The organism is Pseudoalteromonas sp. PAB 2.2 (assembly GCF_001938575.1).
In the GTDB taxonomy this organism is placed as follows: domain Bacteria; phylum Pseudomonadota; class Gammaproteobacteria; order Enterobacterales; family Alteromonadaceae; genus Pseudoalteromonas; species Pseudoalteromonas lipolytica.
The window spans coordinates 17178-36129 of the sequence record NZ_LYPI01000009.1 but is presented as its reverse complement, the minus strand read 5'-3'; the positions used below and the strand labels follow the sequence as shown (position 1 = coordinate 36129).

Here is an 18952-nt window from a genome sequence, read left to right as displayed (position 1 = left end):
CCACCACTTTGAGGGAAAATAAATAACGACCACAAAAAAAGCACCTAGACGGTGCTTTTTGGCTATCACTGCGTGTTTATTAGTGTTCAAACATCGCTGAGATAGATTCTTCGTTGCTGATACGACGAATTGTTTCAGCAAGCATATCTGCAAGCGTAAGCACTTTGATTTTATCCAGTGCTTTAAGCTCATCAGACAGTGGAATTGAGTCAGTAACAATCACTTCGTCGATGACCGATTCACGGATGTTTTCAGCTGCGTTGCCAGAAAGTACAGGGTGAGTTGCGTATGCAAATACACGCTTAGCACCATGTTCTTTAAGTGCAGCTGCCGCTTTACACAGTGTCCCGCCTGTGTCGATCATGTCATCTACGATGATACAGTCGCGACCTTCAACGTCACCAATAATGTGCATTACTTGTGAAACGTTAGCTTGTGGACGACGCTTGTCGATGATAGCAAGGTCTGTATCGTTTAATAGCTTCGCGATTGCGCGAGCACGAACAACACCACCGATATCGGGTGAAACAACAACAACGTCATCGAAGTCGCGTTCTTTCATGTCTTCTAATAGCACTGGGCTACCGAATACATTATCAACCGGCACATCGAAGAAACCTTGAATTTGTTCAGCGTGTAAATCAACCGTAAGAACACGGTCAACACCTACACTTGATAGGAAATCTGCAACGACTTTAGCTGTGATTGGTACACGAGCAGAACGTACGCGACGATCTTGACGTGAGTAACCAAAGTATGGGATTACTGCAGTAATACGTCCAGCAGACGCACGACGTAGGGCATCAACCATAACGATAAGTTCCATAAGGTTATCGTTAGTAGGGTTACAGGTTGATTGAACGATGAAAACGTCAGAGCCACGAACATTTTCATTAATTTGAACACTGATCTCACCGTCACTAAAACGGCCAACAACAGCATCGCCTAATTCAATATACAAACGTTTTGCAACTTTTTGAGCTAGCTCAGGTGTTGCGTTACCAGCGAAGAGCTTCATGTCAGGCACGGTAGGGTTCCTCAGGCACTGAATTTTGGGACTAACAGGCTTTGGTAGGCACCAAAGCAGGTTAACTTTTACATTTACTTGTACGTTACTTCATTTCAAAGTGAGCATTTAATGCTGTATGAGCAGGAGAAAGTGTAGCACTAGTTGCTACAAAACCTGTCCACTTTTCTGGCAATTGAGCTAAAACTTGTTCTGCCTCGGCCTGAGTTGAAAACTCAGCAAAGCAGCAAGCGCCCGTGCCAGTCATCTTTGACGGAGCGTATTTTAGCAACCACTGGAGGGCTTTTTCAACCTCGGGGCAGAGCTTTTTGACCAAAGGCTCGCAATCATTGCGTAAATTTTCTGTTTGCCAATCAGCTTTTAGCTTGGCTGTGTCGCGTTTTAAATCAGGGTGAGTAAAGATTTCTGCCGTACTCACATGCTCGCCAGGATGCACAACACAGAACCAACCTGGGGTTAATTCAACATTATGTAATTGCTCGCCAATGCCATGCGCAATTGCGGTATGACCATTAATAAATACGGGCACATCAGCGCCAAGCGTGACTCCTAGCTGTGCTAATTCAGCCAATGACAGATTACAGTTCCATAATCTATTGAGTGCCAGTAAGGTGGTTGCCGCATCTGATGAGCCACCACCAACACCGCCGCCCATAGGCAAGCGTTTAACTAAATGAATGTTTACACCTTGCTGGCACTGACAATGTTGTTGCAATAAAAATGCGGCTTTATATATGAGGTTGTCGTGAGTAGGAATACCTTGTGTGTCACCCGTGACGGTAATTTTACGGTCATCGGTGAGTGAAAACGTTAAATCGTCACCAAAATTTAAAAACGTGAACAGGGTTTCGAGTTCATGATAGCCATCCTCACGACGACCATTAATATGTAAAAACAGATTTAGTTTTGCGGGTGCTATTAAGGTGAGTGGAGCGTGCGAAGTTTCTGTCATGATTAATTAAACTGCCAATCATTAAGTTGAATTTTAATACGAATTTGCGGGTTTTTAAGGCTCAGCTTTGTTGGAAGCCAATAGCCATCTTGTTTTATATAATGAGAATAGGTGATTTGCCATTGCTGGCCGTTTTCAGCGTGCCATATTAGACTTGTTAAGCGATTGAGTTCGTCAAATTGGGTGTGTTCGTTGTTAGCGGTCCCTTTGAGCCATGTCGCCGCGTTATTGAGCGGAATAGTGAAACCCGTCAGCCGGTAAAGTAATAAGGAGGCATCGCGGTCTGTGTAAACATCACCGTCGTATTCAATTTCAGCGCCATATGCATTTTGTTTTAACGACAAAATACGGGTACCGATAAAACTGGTTAAGATCATGTCGCTGTGTAACTCGTCGTGTTGCCAATTGACGTTAGCTGATTGACGTTGCTCTGAACTAATAAAGGCAATTTTTCCTTGTACTTGCCACTTGGCATGGTGATCAAGGCGGGTTTTCCAATCAGGGTAAACGTAGTCAATCGTTGATGTTTTTTGGGCGCAACCACTGATAAATAAAAAAAACATGAATAAAATCAAATATTGTTTAATCAAATGTCGTTCCTTACTTTCCATATTCCGCTGATTTTTGGTAAAATTAACGCCTTTACAGCTGGGCTTAGCAATATTTGGTACATATGACCATCGTAGCACTTGGTATAAATCACAAAACCGCATCCGTAGAATTACGCGAAAAAGTCGCGTTTTCGCCTGAGCAAATGTCTGAGGCGTTACAACAATTAAGTGGCCATGCGCATTTTAATGAAGCGGTTATTGTTTCGACCTGCAACCGAACCGAAATCTATTGTAGCCTTGCTGAGCGTAATTCCCAAACACTGTTGCACTGGTTAGCCAGTTTCCATGGTTTGGATGAACAAGAACTGAGCAGTAACACCTATTATCATGAGGGCGAGCAGGCTATTAATCATTTAATGCGTGTGTCGTGCGGCCTTGATTCCTTGGTATTGGGTGAGCCACAAATTTTGGGGCAAATAAAGCAAGCCTACCATAATGCAAAAACGCATGATGCCATTGGTGTGACATTTGACCGCTTGTTTCAAAAAACGTTCTCGGTAGCAAAACAAGTTCGCACAGAGACAGACATTGGTGCCAGTGCGGTATCCGTGGCTTATGCTGCTGTTAATTTAGCCAAGCATATTTATGGTAAGTTAGATAAAACCAACGTATTGCTGATTGGGGCAGGTGAGACCATTGAACTGGTGGCTAAACATTTATACCAAAATGATCCGCAAAAAATCACGGTGGCAAACCGCACCATCGAGCGTGCAAAAAGTTTAGCTGTCGAAGTTGACGCTGATGTTATCGCTTTGGCGCAACTACCTGAGCGTCTCCACGATGCCGATATTGTTATTAGTTCTACCGCGAGTACTTTGCCAATTATTGGTAAAGGGGTGGTTGAGCAGGCTTTAAAAAAACGTCGTCACAAGCCCATGCTGTTTATTGATATTGCTGTCCCTCGGGATATTGAGAGCCAAGTAGGCGAATTAGATGCGGCCTATTTGTATTCAGTAGATGACTTACAAGCGATAGTGAGCGAGAATATCGCCGCGCGCGAACAAGCGGCGCAGCAAGCGCAAATAATTATTGATGCGCGCACCAATGAATTTGTCATGTGGCTGCGCTCTCTCGATTCGGTCGATATTATTCGTCTGTATCGAAATGATGTACAAGATATTAAATCAGAACTTGTCGAAAAAGCACTTGGCCAGCTGCAAGCAGGCAAAGACGCAGAAAAAGTGATACTCGAGTTGGCAAACAAACTGACCAACCGCTTGATGCACGCACCTACCCGTGCTATTCAAGATGCGGCTAAAAATGGTGAAGCCGCTGAGTTAAGTCAATTAAAGAAAATGTTAGGTATTGATCAGGAATAGCCGTTAAATGAAAGAGTCTGTTTATAGAAAGTTAGAAACCTTAGTCGAGCGTTATGAGGAAGTGCAAGCGCTGCTAAGCGACCCCTCTGTGATCAGCGATCAAAATCGCTTTCGTGCCTTATCTAAAGAATATTCAGAATTAGAAGAAATTGTTAAAGCGTTTTTAGCGTACCAGCAAGCACAAGATGATGTCGCTGCAGCAGAAGAAATGCTAAAAGACTCTGATCCTGAGATGCGCGAAATGGCGCAAGAAGAATATAAAGAAGCAAAAGCACAAATTATTGCATTAGAAGATGAAATTCAGATCTTAATGCTACCAAAAGATCCGAAAGACAATAACAACGTCTTTTTAGAAGTGCGCGCAGGCACGGGGGGCGATGAAGCCGCTATTTTTGCGGGCGATTTATTCCGCATGTACAGCCGCTACGCAGAAACGAAAAAGTGGAAAGTCGAAATAGTGAGCACCAACGAAGGTGAGCACGGTGGCTATAAAGAAGTTATCGCACATATTTCGGGTGAAGGCGTGTACGGCCAGCTTAAGTTTGAATCAGGGGCGCACCGTGTTCAACGTGTACCAGAAACTGAGTCGCAAGGCCGTGTTCATACCTCGGCGTGTACCGTTGCGGTTATGGCAGAAGTGCCTGAGGCAGAGGCTATCGAAATTAACCCTGCAGATATTAAAGTCGATACATTCCGTGCGTCGGGTGCCGGTGGTCAGCACGTAAATAAAACTGACTCAGCAATTCGTATTACCCACCTTCCAACGGGTGTGGTCGTTGAATGTCAGGATGAGCGTTCACAACATAAAAACCGTGCGAAAGCGATGTCGGTACTTGGTGCACGTTTACAACAAGCTGAAGATGAAAAACGCCAAGCGGCTGAAGCATCAGAGCGTCGTAATCTAGTGGGCAGTGGTGACCGTTCAGAGCGTATTCGTACTTATAATTACCCGCAAGGTCGTATTACTGATCACCGTATTAATTTAACACTGTATCGTTTAAATGAAGTTGTTGCAGGTGATTTAGGCTGTGTTATCGAGCCCCTAATGCAAGAACACCAAGCTGATTTACTTGCTGCGATGGGCGATGAATAATCGTGCCACAAAGCATAGAACAAGCACTGATTGCTGCGACGGCGTTATTAACGCCTAGCAGCGACAGCGCGAAACTAGACGCGCAAGTCCTGCTACTTTCTATTCTCGACAAACCCCGTAGTTACTTATTTAGTTGGCCTGAAAAACACCTAACGGAACAGCAAGAAGCTGAGTTTAATCGTGCATGCCAGCGTCGCTTGCAAGGTGAACCTGTCGCGCATATCACCGGCATTAGAGAATTCTGGAGTTTGCCACTAAAGGTGAATGCCACCACTTTGATACCTCGTCCTGATACGGAAACGCTGGTTGAGTATGCGCTGGGGCTTGAATTACCCCATGCTGCAAACGTGCTCGATTTAGGAACCGGGACGGGGGCAATTGCGCTTGCACTGGCCAGTGAAATGCCTAATTGGCAAGTATTAGGGGTTGATAGAGTACCCGAAGCCGTTGCGCTTGCTAACGAGAATCAACAACGACTTAATATTAACAACGCCACTTTTGCTTTAAGTAATTGGTTTAGCGCTGTAAACCATAAAAAGTTTGATCTGATTGTTAGTAACCCACCGTACATTGAATACGATGATGAACATTTGAGCCAAGGTGACGTGCGTTTTGAGCCCTTGTCAGCCTTGGTGGCTGATGATGATGGCATGGCTGATATTAAGCAAATAATTACAATGGCACGTGACTATTTAGCAACAAATGGCTATCTTTTAATTGAACATGGCTACCAACAAAGTGTTAAAGTTCAAGAATTTTTTGCACAAATGTCGTATAGCCATATACTTACAGTTAAAGATCTTGGCGGTAATGACCGTGTAACGTTAGCACAATGGCCTAAATAAAATAACAGAACACTGTGCGCATATAGCCTTTGAGGGTCCCAAACAATGGATGATTTTTTGTTTTCGGATGAAGCACTTGATGATGTATCAGAAGTGGTTCAGGGTAGTTGGAAAGTCATCGTCGTTGATGACGAACCAGAAGTACATGCCGTAACAAAGCTTGCGCTCAGTGACTTTGAATTCCAAGACAAACGTCTTGAATTTATTAGTGCTTACTCAGGTGAAGAGGCAAAGCAATTAATAGAGCAGCACCCAGATGCAGCCATCGTATTACTCGATGTAGTAATGGAAACCGATGACGCTGGCCTGCGGGTTGCAAAATATATTCGTGAAACTGCAAAGAACAATCATATTCGTATTATTCTTCGTACAGGCCAACCCGGTCAGGCACCGGAAAGACAAGTAATCGTTAATTATGATATTAACGATTACAAATCTAAGACAGAGCTGACAGCACAAAAGCTCTTTACAGTGGTGATGTCGAGTTTGCGTTCGTATCGCGATATCTTATCTATAGAGCAATCACGCCAAGGCCTTGAAAAAATTATAAAAGCATCGCGTGATATTTTTTCTACTCATTCATTAGAGCACTTTATTGAAGGGGTGATGCAACAACTCACCTCATTGCTCGGTACAGTAGAGCAAGCCGTGTATGCTACGAGTCTGGTGGCAAGTAACCCGCTCGATAACCAGAAAAAGCTCGTTGTATTCTCAGGTAAAGGTGAGTTTGAACGCAGCGAAGGTAAAGCGATTGAAGAGGTGCTCAATGAAGAGCAGCTACAAGCTTGTCAGCAAGCGCTAAGAGAAAAAACCATCGTTTACCGTGAAAACTACCTATTTGCGTATTGCAGCAGTGAATACAATCATAATTCTATGCTGTTTATTTCGGGTATTCCAAAGCACTTATCCGATACACAGCGCCACCTCATCGAGATATTTTCACAAAACGTGCAACTTGCTTATGAAAACGTTCAGCTTCAGGCTGAAATAGAAGCAACTCAACAAGAACTGGTGTTTAGATTAAGTGAAGCGCTTGAACAACGCTCTACCGAAACAGGAAACCATGTAAAACGTGTGTCGCACATTTGCTACGAATTGGCTGTGGGCTATGGATTACCGAAGCGCGAAGCTGAATTAATTCGACATGCAGCTCCTCTTCATGATGTTGGAAAGGTTGGGATACCCGACGCTATTCTCAATAAACCAGGGCCACTCAGCGATGAAGAGTGGGCAATCATGAAACAGCATGCAGAAAAGGGGCACCGAATATTAAAAGACTCGTCACGTGATATTGTTAACACAGGGGCTGTTATAGCGTTATCTCAACATGAGCGTTGGGATGGCACAGGCTATCCTGCAGGCTTAAAAGGGGACGATATCCCGATTGCTGGGCGCATTGTTGCACTGGCCGACGTGTTTGATGCACTACGACACAAGCGTTGTTACAAAGAGCCTTGGTCTCTTGAAGATGTTGTAAAAGAGATAAACGCTCAGCAAGGAAAACAGTTTGATCCAAAGTTAATAGATGTGTTTAATCAACGCATTAAAGAAATAGAAGACGTACTTGTACGTTACCCAGATTAATGACAATTAGAATTGAGGCATATGGATTATTTAGCAGTTAAACACACTCACATGTTACTCGCTGTGTTGAGTATCATTTTATTTTACGTTCGCTCTTTTTCGCGGTTAAAAACAGCCACATTAGCAAAGAATAAAATCGTTTTTATTGGCAGTCATAGTATCGACACGTTGTTGTTGGTTTCTGCTATTGCATTGATTGTAATGGCTGGGTTTAACCCGCTAGAGCAGTCGTGGTTGCTTGAAAAAATTATTTTAGTGATTGCCTATATCGCTTTAGGAATTGTTGCAGCCAGACAAAGCTCACAATCGGCACGTGTCATTTTACTTGTTGTGACAACCTTCATTTTACTTGCGATTGGTTATCTCGCCTCTGCAAAGAACGCTTTTATCCTGTAAACATTGAAACGCGGTATATCGACTGTTAACCGTTATACCGCTGCTCACTTTCTCTTTTCAAGATTGGCAACTGACGCTAAAAGTAGGTAAACTAGCATCTCGTTTTCGAAAGAGATGTTGCAGTATAAATGACCACCCCTTGGTTTGAAGATCACAATGAATCCTATCAAGATGAGGCCTTTGACGCATTTTCTTCAAACGTGCTTTATCGTTGTATCGATGCTGAATTAACGTGGGACACACAGGTAGATTTAACTGCTTGTTATGACACATTAAATGAGTTTGAAGATACCGTATCAGCACTTTGTACTGAATTTAAAGAGCCACACGAGCGTCTAGATAAACTTCTTGATACCTTTTATCAGCAATGGTTGTTCAGTGCCTCAAGCCTAAAAGTGCCTGAGTACACGTTAAACAGCTTTAGCTACACCATTACGATGCGTAGTGGTACACAAACCACACTGGCGATATTACTTTGTCACTTATTACAGCACGCTGAATTTGATGCCACAGTGACTTTAAGTCAAGGTGAAGTTCATATTCATGTCGCAATAAGCGAAGAAGAGGGCTATTTAATTGAGCCAAGTACGGGCCAGCAAAGTTGGTATATTACCCCCGAAAATGCCTGTGAAGAGAATGGTGATGAACAAGAACCACTTGAGCTAATTTTTGAAGAAGAGCTTTATAAGCTGTATTTAGCACAGCAAAAGTGGTCGTTTATCAGCGAGAGCAAGTTTGGTCATGCCCTTCATTGCGTTGACATGTTAATGGAACTACTCGGTGATGACCCCTATGAACGCCGTGACCGAGGGTACCTGCTTAATCAATTAGATTGCCCTAAAATGGCCCGTGACGATTTGCAGTATTTTATTAATGAATGCCCAGATGATCCGGCCATAGAGATTATTCAGCATCAAATTGCTGAAATCGAAGATAACAATAATACACACCACTAAATTAAAGGAACATTTATGACTGACGCCCACAGTGCGCTTATTACCAATGACGCAGTCGTACTTGGTTTGCTTGCCGTTATTTTGGGGTTTATCTTTAAAACCTCACATAGTAATGATGCGGCATGCCGAAAATTTTATAAATATGTACCCGCACTCCTGCTGTGCTACTTTTTACCCTCGTTATTAAATACTTTTGGGATTGTTGATGGTCACTCGTCGAATGTTTATTTTGTAGCATCTCGCTACTTATTACCGGCTTGTTTAATTCTGTTAACCATCAGCATTGATTTAAAAGCCATTTTAAACCTTGGTCCGAAAGCGTTAATCATGTTCTTAACCGGTACCATGGGGATTGTGATTGGGGGTCCGTTAGCGATTTTAGTGATGAGCGCGGTCTATCCTGAAGCCGTTGGTGGTCATGGCCCCGATGCGGTTTGGCGCGGTATGACAACTATCGCAGGTAGCTGGATAGGCGGGGGCGCTAATCAGGCCTCAATGAAAGAAATGTTTGAAGTTGGTGGGGATATTTTCTCGGCAATGGTAACGGTTGATGTCATTGTGGCTAACTTATGGATGGCTGTACTGTTACTGATGGCTGCTAATCACAAAGCAATTGATGCCAAAACGGGGGCAGACACCCGTGCAATTGAAGAGCTTAAAGAGCGTGTTGAAGCCTATCATGCTGAACATGCACGTATGCCAACACTTAATGATTACATGACCATTATTGCGATTGCCTTTGGTATAACGGGCTTGGCGCATTTTTGTGCGGACTTTTTAGGGCCGTATTTTGGCGCTAACTTCCCATGGGCACAAGAATATAGTTTAAACAGTAAGTTCTTTTGGCTAATTGTAATTTCGACGACAATCGGGATTAGTTTATCGTTTACTAAAGTACGTCATATCGAAGCATTTGGTGCATCAAAAGTGGCTTCAAGCTTCTTATATATTTTGGTGGCATCAATTGGTCTTCACATGAATATTACGGCTATTTTTGATTCGCCAATGTACTTTGTTTTGGGTGTGATCTGGATGTTAACACACGCAAGCTTAATGCTGATTGTAGCGAAATTAATTAAAGCGCCTTTATTTTATATGGCCGTTGGGTCTCAAGCGAATGTAGGCGGGGCAGCATCAGCGCCCGTAGTTGCCTCAGCGTTTCATCCATCACTTGCCCCTGTAGGTGTTTTACTGGCAGTTTTGGGCTATGGTGTCGGAACCTATATGGCATATATTTGTGGATTAATGCTGCAAGCTGTTGCACCTTAAGGAATAAAAAATGAACAACCAGTTAATTAAAATTAACGAGATTGAATTAGCGAACGACAAACCCTTTGTGTTGTTTGGTGGTATGAACGTGCTTGAGTCTCGCGACCTAGCAATGCGCATTGCTGAGCACTATGTCGAAGTAACCTCGAAGCTAAATATCCCATATGTTTTTAAAGCGTCATTTGATAAAGCAAATCGCTCATCAATTAACTCTTATCGTGGCCCGGGGATGGAAGAAGGGTTAAGAATCTTCGAAGAAATTAAAACAACGTTTAACGTGCCACTCATCACCGACGTGCATGAGCCACACCAAGCTGCGCCAGTGGCAGAGGTAGTTGATGTTATTCAATTACCTGCTTTCTTAGCACGCCAAACTGATTTAGTTGTCGCGATGGCGAAAACAGGTGCAATTATTAACGTGAAAAAACCACAGTTTTTAGCACCGCACGAAATGCGTCATATCATTAAGAAATTTAATGAAGCAGGCAACAATAATGTGGCGCTGTGTGAGCGTGGTACAAGTTTTGGTTACAATAACCTTGTTGTTGATATGCTCGGTATGGATGACATGAAGCCAATGGCTCCGGTTATTTTTGATGCAACGCATGCGTTACAACGCCCGGGTGGCCGTGCTGATTCGGCTGATGGTCGTCGTGCGCAAGCGGCAGAGCTTGCTCGCAGTGGTATGGCATTAGGTATTGCGGGTCTGTTTATTGAGGCGCATCCTAACCCTAACGAAGCAAAATGTGATGGCCCTTGCGCCCTTGCACTAAGTAAGCTTGAAGGGTATTTAACACAAATGAAAGCGGTTGATGATTTAATTAAAAGCTTTGCACCGTTAGACACCAGCGCAAGCGATTTATAGAATACTCAGTATTAATGAGTATTTAATGACGAAAAAGGCGACCAAGGTCGCCTTTTTTTATTTGTATCGCTATAATCGACGCATAAGAAAAACTAATTCTAAGCTTGGTGTTTATGTCTCGTCGTGTCCCTCCCTTAAATGCACTAAAAGCGTTCGAAGCTGCAGCGCGTCACTTGAGTTTTACCAAAGCAGCTGAAGAGCTGTATGTGACACAAGCCGCGGTCAGCCACCAAATTAAAACGCTGGAAGAGCATTTAGGCCTTAAATTATTTCTTCGTAAAAATCGTTCGCTATTATTAACGGAAGAAGGGCAAGGGTACTTTCTCGATATTAAAGAGATATTTACTCAGCTGATTGATGCCACTGAAAAGTTATTAGCACGCGGGGCAAAAGGGTCTTTAACGGTTAGTTTAACGCCCAGTTTTGCTATTCAATGGTTGGTGCCAAGGCTTAGTTTATTTAATGAGTTACACCCTGAAATCGATGTGCGAATAAAAGCACAAGACCAAGACGAAAATTCATTGTCTGATGATGTAGACATTGCCATTTACTATGGTCGTGGTCACTGGAGTGGCGTACAAACTTACAAGTTACACACAGAATACCTTGTGCCGTTATGCAGTCCCATGCTGCTAACAGGGCCTAAGCCTTTAAATCAGCCGAGTGATTTGGCTAACCATACTCTGTTGCATGACACAACGCGTAAAAATTGGAAAACGTGGATGAAAACAGCCGGAGTGCGTAATGTCCAAGTAAACCAAGGTCCTATTTTTAGTCACTCATCAATGGTGCTCCAAGCGGCAGTGCATGGTCAAGGCGTGGCAATTGGGAATAGTGTCTTAGCAAAACCCGATATTGATGCCGGGCGTTTAGTGATTCCGTTTAATCACTCATTAGAAAGTAAAAATGCCTATTATTTAGTGATACGCGAATCGCAAACAGAACTGGGGAAAATAGTTTCTTTCAAAGACTGGATGCTGAGCTTAGTTGAACAAGAACAAGAGTATTAACATGTTACAGTGGTTTAAAAGTGCAACGGGTGATGCCCGTGCACAGTTTATATTTGCTCATGGCGCAGGGGCGGGAAGTGACTCAGCGTTCATGCAAAATATGGCAACGTTAATTAGCCAGCATCAGATTGATGTGGCGTTATTTGACTTTCAGTATATGCAAATCGCAAAACAGACCAATAAACGCAGGCCCCCAGATCGTGCCCCTAAGCTGCTGGCTTATTTTGCTGAAGTGTTGGCGCATCGTCAGCCTGATTTACCTGTAGTTATTGGCGGAAAGTCGATGGGCGGTAGAATGGCTTCTATGCTTTGCACACAAGAAGACGCTAAAGAGGTTGCTGGTGTTATTGCGTTTGGCTACCCGTTTCACCCTCCCGGAAAACCCGATAAGCTTCGTATCGATCACTTCATCGATATGCCATGCCCCTTTTTAGTACTTCAAGGTGAACGAGATACTTTTGGTAATCAGCAAGAATTAGCCGAGCTTGAAATGAATAATCCACCAGAAATTAGCTGGCTAAAAGACGGTGATCATTCATTAAAACCGCGTAAGAAAAGTGGTTTAACTGAAGACGATAACTTACAACACGCTGCGAACCTTGCGGCCCAATTTATACTTAAGTTGATTGATGGAGATTCACAATGATCAAACTTTATTTAATCGCGGGGAGTCTGTTTTGCATGCTGTCGGTTGTGCTAGGCGCGTTTGCTGCGCATGGTTTAAAAAGCCGCGTATCCGACTATGCATTAGGTATTTTTAAAACAGCTGCAGAATATCAAATGGTGCACGGCTTGGGCTTAATCGCCATCGCGATTTTAATTAAGTGGGGAATGAACTTAAGTTGGGCTGGTGGCTTTTTTATCGCCGGTATTTTGTTATTTAGTGGCAGCCTATATTTACTCGCATTAACAGGTGCGAAATGGCTTGGTCCAATCACACCCCTAGGCGGTGTGTGCTTTATTGTTGGTTGGACTATTTTATTAGTTCAAGCCGCACGGTATAAATTTTAAGGGTTATCTATGTCGAGTGTTGTTATTTATTGTCGCAGTGGGTTTGAAAGCGACGCTGCCGCTGAAATCACTTTTCAGGCTGCGGAACAAGGGTTTACGGGCTATGTAAAAACGAAGCCGAACACTGGAATTGTCGTCTATGAATGTTTTGACCCGAGCCATGGCGATGAAATCATAAAAAAAATAGATTTCAAAAACATGGTCTTTGCCCGCCAATGGTTTACCGGTACTTTAGTCGATAATATGCCGCTTGAAGACAGGGTCAGTGCGATTGTGAATGCAACCGTTGATTTTCCATCCTGTGGTGACTTACGAGTTGAAACCCCAGATACCAATGAAGGTAAAGAGTTGTCTAAATTTTGTAAAAAGATTTCGACACCGCTAAAAAAAGCCCTAGAAAAACGCGCGACGGTTACGCGTGAACTTGCTGATAAAAAGCCTGTGCTGCATGTACTCTTTTTAAGTAATGACACTGCGTATGTAGGGTATTCGTATACTTTTAATAACTCGCCATTTTTTATGGGTATCCCACGCCTGCGTATGCCAAATGACGCACCAAGCCGTTCAACTCTTAAACTTGATGAAGCGTTTAATGTGTTTATTCCGCCTCATGAAGCCGAAGACCGTTTGCAGCCAGGAATGCGAGGCGTTGATTTAGGAGCGTGTCCGGGTGGTTGGACATACCAATTGGTTCGTCGTGGTATGTTTGTTAGTGCCATAGATAACGGCCCAATGAACGATGATTTAATGGAAACCGGACAAGTAAAACATTTCCGTGTTGATGGCTTTAAATACCGTCCTGAAAAGCGAAATATTCATTGGTTAGTATGTGATATGGTGGAAAAGCCAGCAAAAGTTACTAATCTTATGATTGATTGGGCCGTGAATGCATACGCAAAAGAGCTTATTTTTAATCTTAAACTGCCAATGAAAAAACGCTTCGACAGTGTTTATGAATGTTTAAAGATGATTAAGGAAGAGCTTGAAAAATACGGTGTTAGTTATGAGCTTCAGGCAAAACATTTATACCATGACCGTGAAGAGGTTACGGTTCATTTAAATGTCACAAAGGTGCCGCAAAGCCTATACAGTTAAATAGAGGATAGGAAAATGGGGAATAAAATAGTAACGGTTTGGTTGTGTATTTTATTCCCTATTTTCTTAACCGCGTGTGGGGGAGGAGGCGGCAGCGATGAGCCTGCATCTGCCAGCAACCAAGCGCCACAAGTCACGGTGTCGGGCAATAGCCAAGTTAATGAACTTTCAACACTGACAGTTTCGGCATCAGCAAGTGATTCAGATGGCACTATTAGCCGCTTTACATGGCAGCAAACAAGCGGCCCTACAGTCAGTATAACCAGCAGTAATGAGCAACTCACTGTTGCTATTCCCGCCGTAAACGAAAATACCCCCATCAGTTTTTCAGTCACCGTGACTGATAATCAAGGTGCGACAGCCAGTGCCTTGTATACAGCGACCATTATTAATGTTAACCAAGCACCGAGTATCGTTGTACAAGGCCCACAAACCTCTCCCTCTAGCAATATAATAACACTCAGTGCAAATGCCACCGATGTTGACGGTGAAGTCCTGAGTTATAACTGGAGTCAAACAGCTGGGCCAAGTGTGGCATTTAGTAATGGCAGTAGTGAAATCAGTTTTACGACCCCTTCAGTGAGCAGTAATACAGAATTGGCATTTACTGTGCGCGTGACAGATAACTTTGGTGAGCAAACAAGCACAGATTTTAGTGTTGTGGTCAGTGCCAATATTGCTCCTACAGTATCAATTTCTGGGCAGCAAACAATCCGAGAAGGGGCAGAGGGCACATTAAGTGCGGTTGCCGTTGATAGCGATGGCAGCATTACAAATTACAGTTGGAGCCAAGTATCAGGCCCTACAACTTCATTTACTGCCAGTGGGAGCGAATTGATGTTTACAGCCCCTGAAGTCGATGCAGATAGCGGTGTGCGTTTTCAAGTCATTGTTACAGATAACGACGGGGCTACACGCTTGGCCGAATATGATGTCGTGATTGAAAATTTTGTAAATTTAGCCCCTGTGATTACGGCTGACCCTATTGCCAATATTACCGAGCTCACTGAGGCGTCAATCAGTGTGATTGTGACCGACACTGATGGCACAGTCAGTGAAATTGCGTGGCAGCAACAAAGTGGACCCACACTAAACTTTGTTCAAAATGGCCAAGCAATTAGTTTTACAGCCCCCGAAGTGTCTGTGAATAGTGAGGTCGTATTGTTAGTCACGGCAACCGATGACATGGGGGCGATATCATCGTTAACGCTGACGTTTACGATTGTACATGTTAACAAAGCGCCCACTATTGACGCTATTGCCTTTACTACGGAGTTTAATCAACCGAGGGATTTCACGGTTAACGTAAGTGACACTGACGATGATGAGTTATCGGTTACTTTTGCCAGTGACATTGGGGGAGCAACCATCACTACGCTCAATGCGACACGTTTTAATTACCAATATCAGCCAGCAGAAAATAGTATTGCTCAAGCCCCCTTCAAAGTGACCGTATCAGATGGTGTTGACAGTAACGAGGCGACAGTCAGCGTTACAATCACAGACACAACAGCAGCCACTGTCGTGAATGTGAGCCCACAGGATAACAGTCAGGCAGTGAGTGCAAACGCGCGTATCTCATTTTCGTTATCTGACGTGATGAAGACCACAAGCTTATCGTTTAATGAAAATGAAGGGGTGTGTACTGGCTCAGTGCAATTATCAGCAGATAACTTTAACAGTTGTTTAGCGCTTAGCTCACTCGTCTTATCAGGCCCAGAAGCGAATACCAGTGAATACTTTAACGGTGCTGAATTTACGGCTGCTTTGAGTGAGTCAACACAATATCAATTAAGGCTGACCAGTGACTTAGTTAATTTTGCCGATACGCCCGTGTCTGCGCAGGTTATTACAACATTTACGACGGGCAGCGAAGATTTAAAAATCACCGAGGTGGTGGCGATTCGATTTACGAACGACACCCCATGGTTTGAACTTTACAATGGCACTAACAGTGATGTGAATTTGGTTGATTACAGCGTCAGGGTTAAGAGTCGTGATAGCGCGGATAATAGCGTTGCGGCTTCTACGATTTTTACTCTACCTAATCAAATTCTTGCTGCCGGTGAGTATGTGATTATTCACAGTCGCTTTGGGGATTCATTATTTTATGATGCTGCTGATCAGAATAAATACATTGCCTTTATTGGAGACGTTGGTTCCACTGTTCGCCCTTATTGGTTTTTGAATGGGTTTATTGAATTACTGACGAGCGATCAAGCTCAAACTATTGACTTTGTTCGCTTTGGAAATGATACAACGGAACCGACATCGGTGGGTCAATGGCAAACGGGAGCGGCACCCACAATCTTGAACTTTACGGGCTCAAGTATCAAGCGTGACCAGAGCAGCACAGATACGAATAGTGCCACCGACTGGACATACAGCACCTTTACCACTCCTGGGGGGGTCAATGATATCACGTGTTCGTTAGATGAAGACGAAGACGGTATTCCTGATTGCTCAGAGCAACCAGGCTCAACATTTGCTGGATTACCACTTTATGATTGGGGAGCCAGAGCAAATCAAAAAGATATCTTTATTGAAGTAGATTACATGGACAGCAGTGATGCAGGCATTACACCTCACAGGACGGCGCTTGAAAAAGTGGCATCGTCATTCGCTGCAGAAAACATCGTGGTGCATTTTGATGTGGGTGATTTGTTTCACCAAGCTGAGGGGGTATCACCTGCTGATCATGATTTAGGTGGCGGTGACCGTGTTATCTTTAGGCAATATACACCGTACAGCTTTAACCAAGGCGTTGAGAGTTTATTTCATTATAAAATGGCTAATTTCGATATGCGCCGTAAACCGATTTTTCATTACATGTTAATGGCGAATAGCCGCAATGTTGATGGCAGTGCAGGGTCATCTGGCGTTGCCGAAATTAACGGTAACGATTTAATGATAAGCCTTGGCAACTGGGGCTTGTCGTTGGACAATCAAATCTCAACCAATTTAGCCTATAACTACCAGGCTGCGACAATCATGCATGAACTGGGTCATAATTTAGGGCTTGATCATGGCGGTAATAATGCCGTGAACTATAAGCCGAACCATCTAAGTATTATGAATTATCTTTATCAATTACGCGGTTTAGCGACAATAGGAAATAATGAAGGTGACCGTTATTATTCAAGTCGTTATAGAAACAACCCAAATTGTGGTGTGCAAACAGCCGACCTTATTAATGGCCCACAAGGGTCGCCCGATAACTTTGTGATGTCGTTTTCTCATGGGTTGGGAAATGCACTCGACGAAGCAAATATTAATGAAGCAAATGGCTTGGGCTACCCAGGTTCCACTGCGATAGACTATAACTGTAATTTAGATCTTACTGAAACCTTAAGCCAAGATACCAATGGCGATAGTAACCTTTCAACGTTGAGTGATGTTGATGAGTGGAGTCTTATTGAGCTGCGCTTTTATACCTTTTTCTCGGGTAACCGTTTAGGAATTAATACTGTTCAAAATGATCAATTAGATGTGTCTCAAGTGCCTGTTCAACACATCATTGAAGAGCAAGCTCCTCCACGTTATTTATTAGAAGAGATCAAAGCAGTAAGAACATCACAAGGTGAAAACCCATGAAGTCCTTCGTGTATATAAGTGTGATGTTCGCGCTCTGTGGCTGCAAGCCTGCTGCAGATTCTGCATGGCAAATGTCATCAAGACTTAGCTTTGATGGTTACCCGATTAATTGGCAAGCAGAATCAATAAAAGGGTGTGAACAATGTGAGTTTAAAAAAGAGCGTCTGTTGGAGCCCGATGGTGTCAGTGATGTTATTACTGTTTTTCAGCAAGGGCATTGGCGTGCAGAGCACCGACAATCTCATCAAGCTCGTATTGTCTTTGAAAACGGCGCGCATTTTTTACTTGTTAAAACACGGGAAGATGGCTTATTAGAATTAGAAAACAAGCACGCTGAACTTAAAATAATCACCAAGCTTGCACAACCGTTCACAGTCAATATCGGCGAAAATACGTATGATGCGGTTATTAGTAAATTTGAAGAACCGCGTTCTGATTTAGGTCTTTCAGACCCTTTACCGGTGAAACTCGATTACACGGTACTAAAAAGCCAATAGTGTCACTATTGGCTTAATGGCTTTTAAGATTTAACGGCGGTATTTACTGCGGTAATTATCAACCCATAAACGGGTGCCTCCGCAGACTGCAACAGGCATCACAATTAAATTAACAAAGGGGATTGCTGTGAGCACCATAACGGCAAGGCCAAAACCATAAGAGAGAGTTTGTTTTTCTTTTAAATCATCTTTCATATCATTAAAGCTGACTTTGTGATTGTCAAATGCGTAATCCTCATATTGAACGGCATACATCCAACACGTAAACAACACCCATAAGAGTTGACCAATAACAGGTAAAATCCATAGCAAGATAAAAAAGCCAATTGCTCTTGGTAAGTAATAGCAGAGTTTTGTCCATTCACGCCCAAGCATTCGTGGCACATCTTTCATGGTATCAAGTAGCCCATCATCATTGACTTTTTGACCCGTCAAAAATAGCTCGACTTTTTCACTCAGCAAGCCATTAAAGGGGGCGGCAATAAAATTGGTGATGACGGTGAACAACATACTGTAGCTAAATAAAATCACTAATACGGCAATAGGCCACATTAACCATTCAAGCCAGCTAAGCCACTCTGGTAACAGCGAGTTTAAATAGGCAAAGCCATCGGTAAGCCAGCCGTATAAAAAGAACAGTGAGCTGCCAAAAAGTACGATGTTGATTAATAAAGGAATAAGTACAAAACGTTTTAACCCTTTTTGGCTAATTAATTTAAAGCCAGAAAAGAAGTATTCCATACCTTGAGTAAACTGCACGCGATAACCTCTCATTATTACTTCGTGTTTGCAGTATATGATTTTCACTGTATTTGAACAGCCTTTTTC

The 18952-nt window shown here is 43.1% G+C and carries 18 protein-coding genes; 14 read left to right on the top strand and 4 right to left on the bottom strand.

What is annotated here, in order from left to right; genetic code table 11:
• Window positions 1–79 precede the first annotated feature (79 nt).
• The 3 genes from BWD47_RS06895 to lolB all read right to left on the bottom strand — a co-directional run bounded on the left by BWD47_RS06895 (window position 80) and on the right by lolB (window position 2569).
• The gene (locus tag BWD47_RS06895) at window positions 80–1027 is read right to left on the bottom strand and encodes a ribose-phosphate pyrophosphokinase (RefSeq protein ID WP_036967404.1); all 948 of its coding nucleotides are present in this window, start codon (window positions 1025–1027) and stop codon (window positions 80–82) included.
• A gap of 85 nt (window positions 1028–1112) precedes the next feature.
• Window positions 1113–1979 carry a 4-(cytidine 5'-diphospho)-2-C-methyl-D-erythritol kinase gene (gene ispE / locus BWD47_RS06890; protein ID WP_036967407.1) on the bottom strand — a complete coding sequence of 289 codons (867 nt, stop codon included), beginning with the start codon at window positions 1977–1979 and terminating at the stop codon, window positions 1113–1115.
• Between the two features lie 2 nt (window positions 1980–1981).
• Window positions 1982–2569: a lipoprotein insertase outer membrane protein LolB gene (gene lolB / locus BWD47_RS06885; RefSeq protein ID WP_083633643.1), complete on the bottom strand. Its 588-nt coding sequence runs from the start codon at window positions 2567–2569 to the stop codon at window positions 1982–1984.
• A gap of 83 nt (window positions 2570–2652) precedes the next feature.
• Here lolB and hemA point away from each other — a divergent pair, with 83 nt between their 5' ends.
• The 14 genes from hemA to BWD47_RS06815 all read left to right on the top strand — a co-directional run bounded on the left by hemA (window position 2653) and on the right by BWD47_RS06815 (window position 18124).
• A complete protein-coding gene (hemA, locus tag BWD47_RS06880; RefSeq protein ID WP_036967413.1) occupies window positions 2653–3909 on the top strand; it encodes a glutamyl-tRNA reductase in 1257 nt (418 codons plus the stop codon).
• Between the two features lie 7 nt (window positions 3910–3916).
• On the top strand, window positions 3917–5002 hold the full coding sequence (gene prfA / locus BWD47_RS06875; RefSeq protein WP_036967416.1) for a peptide chain release factor 1: 1086 nt from the start codon (window positions 3917–3919) through the stop codon (window positions 5000–5002).
• Between the two features lie 2 nt (window positions 5003–5004).
• Window positions 5005–5847, top strand: coding sequence for a peptide chain release factor N(5)-glutamine methyltransferase (gene prmC / locus BWD47_RS06870; RefSeq protein ID WP_074989265.1), 843 nt, complete (start codon window positions 5005–5007; stop codon window positions 5845–5847).
• A 45-nt stretch (window positions 5848–5892) separates the two neighbouring features.
• A complete protein-coding gene (locus BWD47_RS06865; RefSeq protein WP_075593699.1) occupies window positions 5893–7431 on the top strand; it encodes a DUF3369 domain-containing protein in 1539 nt (512 codons plus the stop codon).
• A 21-nt stretch (window positions 7432–7452) separates the two neighbouring features.
• Entirely contained in the window at window positions 7453–7827 is a 375-nt protein-coding gene (locus BWD47_RS06860) for a SirB2 family protein (RefSeq protein WP_036967427.1), read from the top strand.
• 128 nt (window positions 7828–7955) lie between these two features.
• A complete protein-coding gene (locus BWD47_RS06855; RefSeq protein ID WP_036967428.1) occupies window positions 7956–8783 on the top strand; it encodes a tetratricopeptide repeat protein in 828 nt (275 codons plus the stop codon).
• Window positions 8784–8798: 15 nt separating this feature from the next.
• Entirely contained in the window at window positions 8799–10052 is a 1254-nt protein-coding gene (locus BWD47_RS06850; protein WP_075593698.1) for a DUF819 domain-containing protein, read from the top strand.
• Window positions 10053–10062: 10 nt separating this feature from the next.
• Entirely contained in the window at window positions 10063–10917 is an 855-nt protein-coding gene (kdsA, locus tag BWD47_RS06845; protein WP_036967432.1) for a 3-deoxy-8-phosphooctulonate synthase, read from the top strand.
• 113 nt (window positions 10918–11030) lie between these two features.
• Window positions 11031–11927, top strand: coding sequence for a transcriptional regulator GcvA (locus BWD47_RS06840; protein WP_036967434.1), 897 nt, complete (start codon window positions 11031–11033; stop codon window positions 11925–11927).
• Between the two features lies 1 nt (window position 11928).
• Window positions 11929–12573 (top strand): alpha/beta family hydrolase, encoded by a 645-nt coding sequence (locus tag BWD47_RS06835; protein WP_075593697.1) that lies wholly within the window; start codon window positions 11929–11931, stop codon window positions 12571–12573.
• Entirely contained in the window at window positions 12570–12938 is a 369-nt protein-coding gene (locus tag BWD47_RS06830; RefSeq protein WP_075593696.1) for a DUF423 domain-containing protein, read from the top strand. Before BWD47_RS06835 ends, BWD47_RS06830 begins: the two co-directional genes overlap by 4 nt.
• A 9-nt stretch (window positions 12939–12947) precedes the next feature.
• Window positions 12948–14033 carry a 23S rRNA (cytidine(2498)-2'-O)-methyltransferase RlmM gene (gene rlmM, locus BWD47_RS06825; protein ID WP_075593695.1) on the top strand — a complete coding sequence of 362 codons (1086 nt, stop codon included), beginning with the start codon at window positions 12948–12950 and terminating at the stop codon, window positions 14031–14033.
• Window positions 14034–14048: 15 nt separating this feature from the next.
• Window positions 14049–17627, top strand: coding sequence for a tandem-95 repeat protein (locus tag BWD47_RS19985; protein WP_083633642.1), 3579 nt, complete (start codon window positions 14049–14051; stop codon window positions 17625–17627).
• On the top strand, window positions 17624–18124 hold the full coding sequence (locus BWD47_RS06815) for a hypothetical protein (protein ID WP_075593694.1): 501 nt from the start codon (window positions 17624–17626) through the stop codon (window positions 18122–18124). Before BWD47_RS19985 ends, BWD47_RS06815 begins: the two co-directional genes overlap by 4 nt.
• Window positions 18125–18154: 30 nt before the next feature.
• Here BWD47_RS06815 and cysZ read toward each other — a convergent pair whose 3' ends face one another.
• The gene (cysZ, locus tag BWD47_RS06810) at window positions 18155–18865 is read right to left on the bottom strand and encodes a sulfate transporter CysZ (RefSeq protein WP_174403856.1); all 711 of its coding nucleotides are present in this window, start codon (window positions 18863–18865) and stop codon (window positions 18155–18157) included.
• Between the last annotated feature and the right edge of the window lie 87 nt (window positions 18866–18952).

Excerpts from the sequence above, each read along its gene's own strand:
- BWD47_RS06850 (WP_075593698.1), top strand. The coding sequence starts at position 8,799 with ATGACTGACGCCCACAGTGCGCTTATTACCAATGACGCAGTCGTACTT.
- cysZ (WP_174403856.1), bottom strand. The coding sequence starts at position 18,865 with ATGGAATACTTCTTTTCTGGCTTTAAATTAATTAGCCAAAAAGGGTTA.
- BWD47_RS06855 (WP_036967428.1), top strand. The coding sequence starts at position 7,956 with ATGACCACCCCTTGGTTTGAAGATCACAATGAATCCTATCAAGATGAG.
- hemA (WP_036967413.1), top strand. The coding sequence starts at position 2,653 with ATGACCATCGTAGCACTTGGTATAAATCACAAAACCGCATCCGTAGAA.
- ispE (WP_036967407.1), bottom strand. The coding sequence starts at position 1,979 with ATGACAGAAACTTCGCACGCTCCACTCACCTTAATAGCACCCGCAAAA.
- prfA (WP_036967416.1), top strand. The coding sequence starts at position 3,917 with ATGAAAGAGTCTGTTTATAGAAAGTTAGAAACCTTAGTCGAGCGTTAT.
- BWD47_RS06860 (WP_036967427.1), top strand. The coding sequence starts at position 7,453 with ATGGATTATTTAGCAGTTAAACACACTCACATGTTACTCGCTGTGTTG.
- BWD47_RS19985 (WP_083633642.1), top strand. The coding sequence starts at position 14,049 with ATGGGGAATAAAATAGTAACGGTTTGGTTGTGTATTTTATTCCCTATT.
- BWD47_RS06865 (WP_075593699.1), top strand. The coding sequence starts at position 5,893 with ATGGATGATTTTTTGTTTTCGGATGAAGCACTTGATGATGTATCAGAA.
- rlmM (WP_075593695.1), top strand. The coding sequence starts at position 12,948 with ATGTCGAGTGTTGTTATTTATTGTCGCAGTGGGTTTGAAAGCGACGCT.
- BWD47_RS06830 (WP_075593696.1), top strand. The coding sequence starts at position 12,570 with ATGATCAAACTTTATTTAATCGCGGGGAGTCTGTTTTGCATGCTGTCG.
- BWD47_RS06835 (WP_075593697.1), top strand. The coding sequence starts at position 11,929 with ATGTTACAGTGGTTTAAAAGTGCAACGGGTGATGCCCGTGCACAGTTT.
- BWD47_RS06815 (WP_075593694.1), top strand. The coding sequence starts at position 17,624 with ATGAAGTCCTTCGTGTATATAAGTGTGATGTTCGCGCTCTGTGGCTGC.
- kdsA (WP_036967432.1), top strand. The coding sequence starts at position 10,063 with ATGAACAACCAGTTAATTAAAATTAACGAGATTGAATTAGCGAACGAC.
- BWD47_RS06840 (WP_036967434.1), top strand. The coding sequence starts at position 11,031 with ATGTCTCGTCGTGTCCCTCCCTTAAATGCACTAAAAGCGTTCGAAGCT.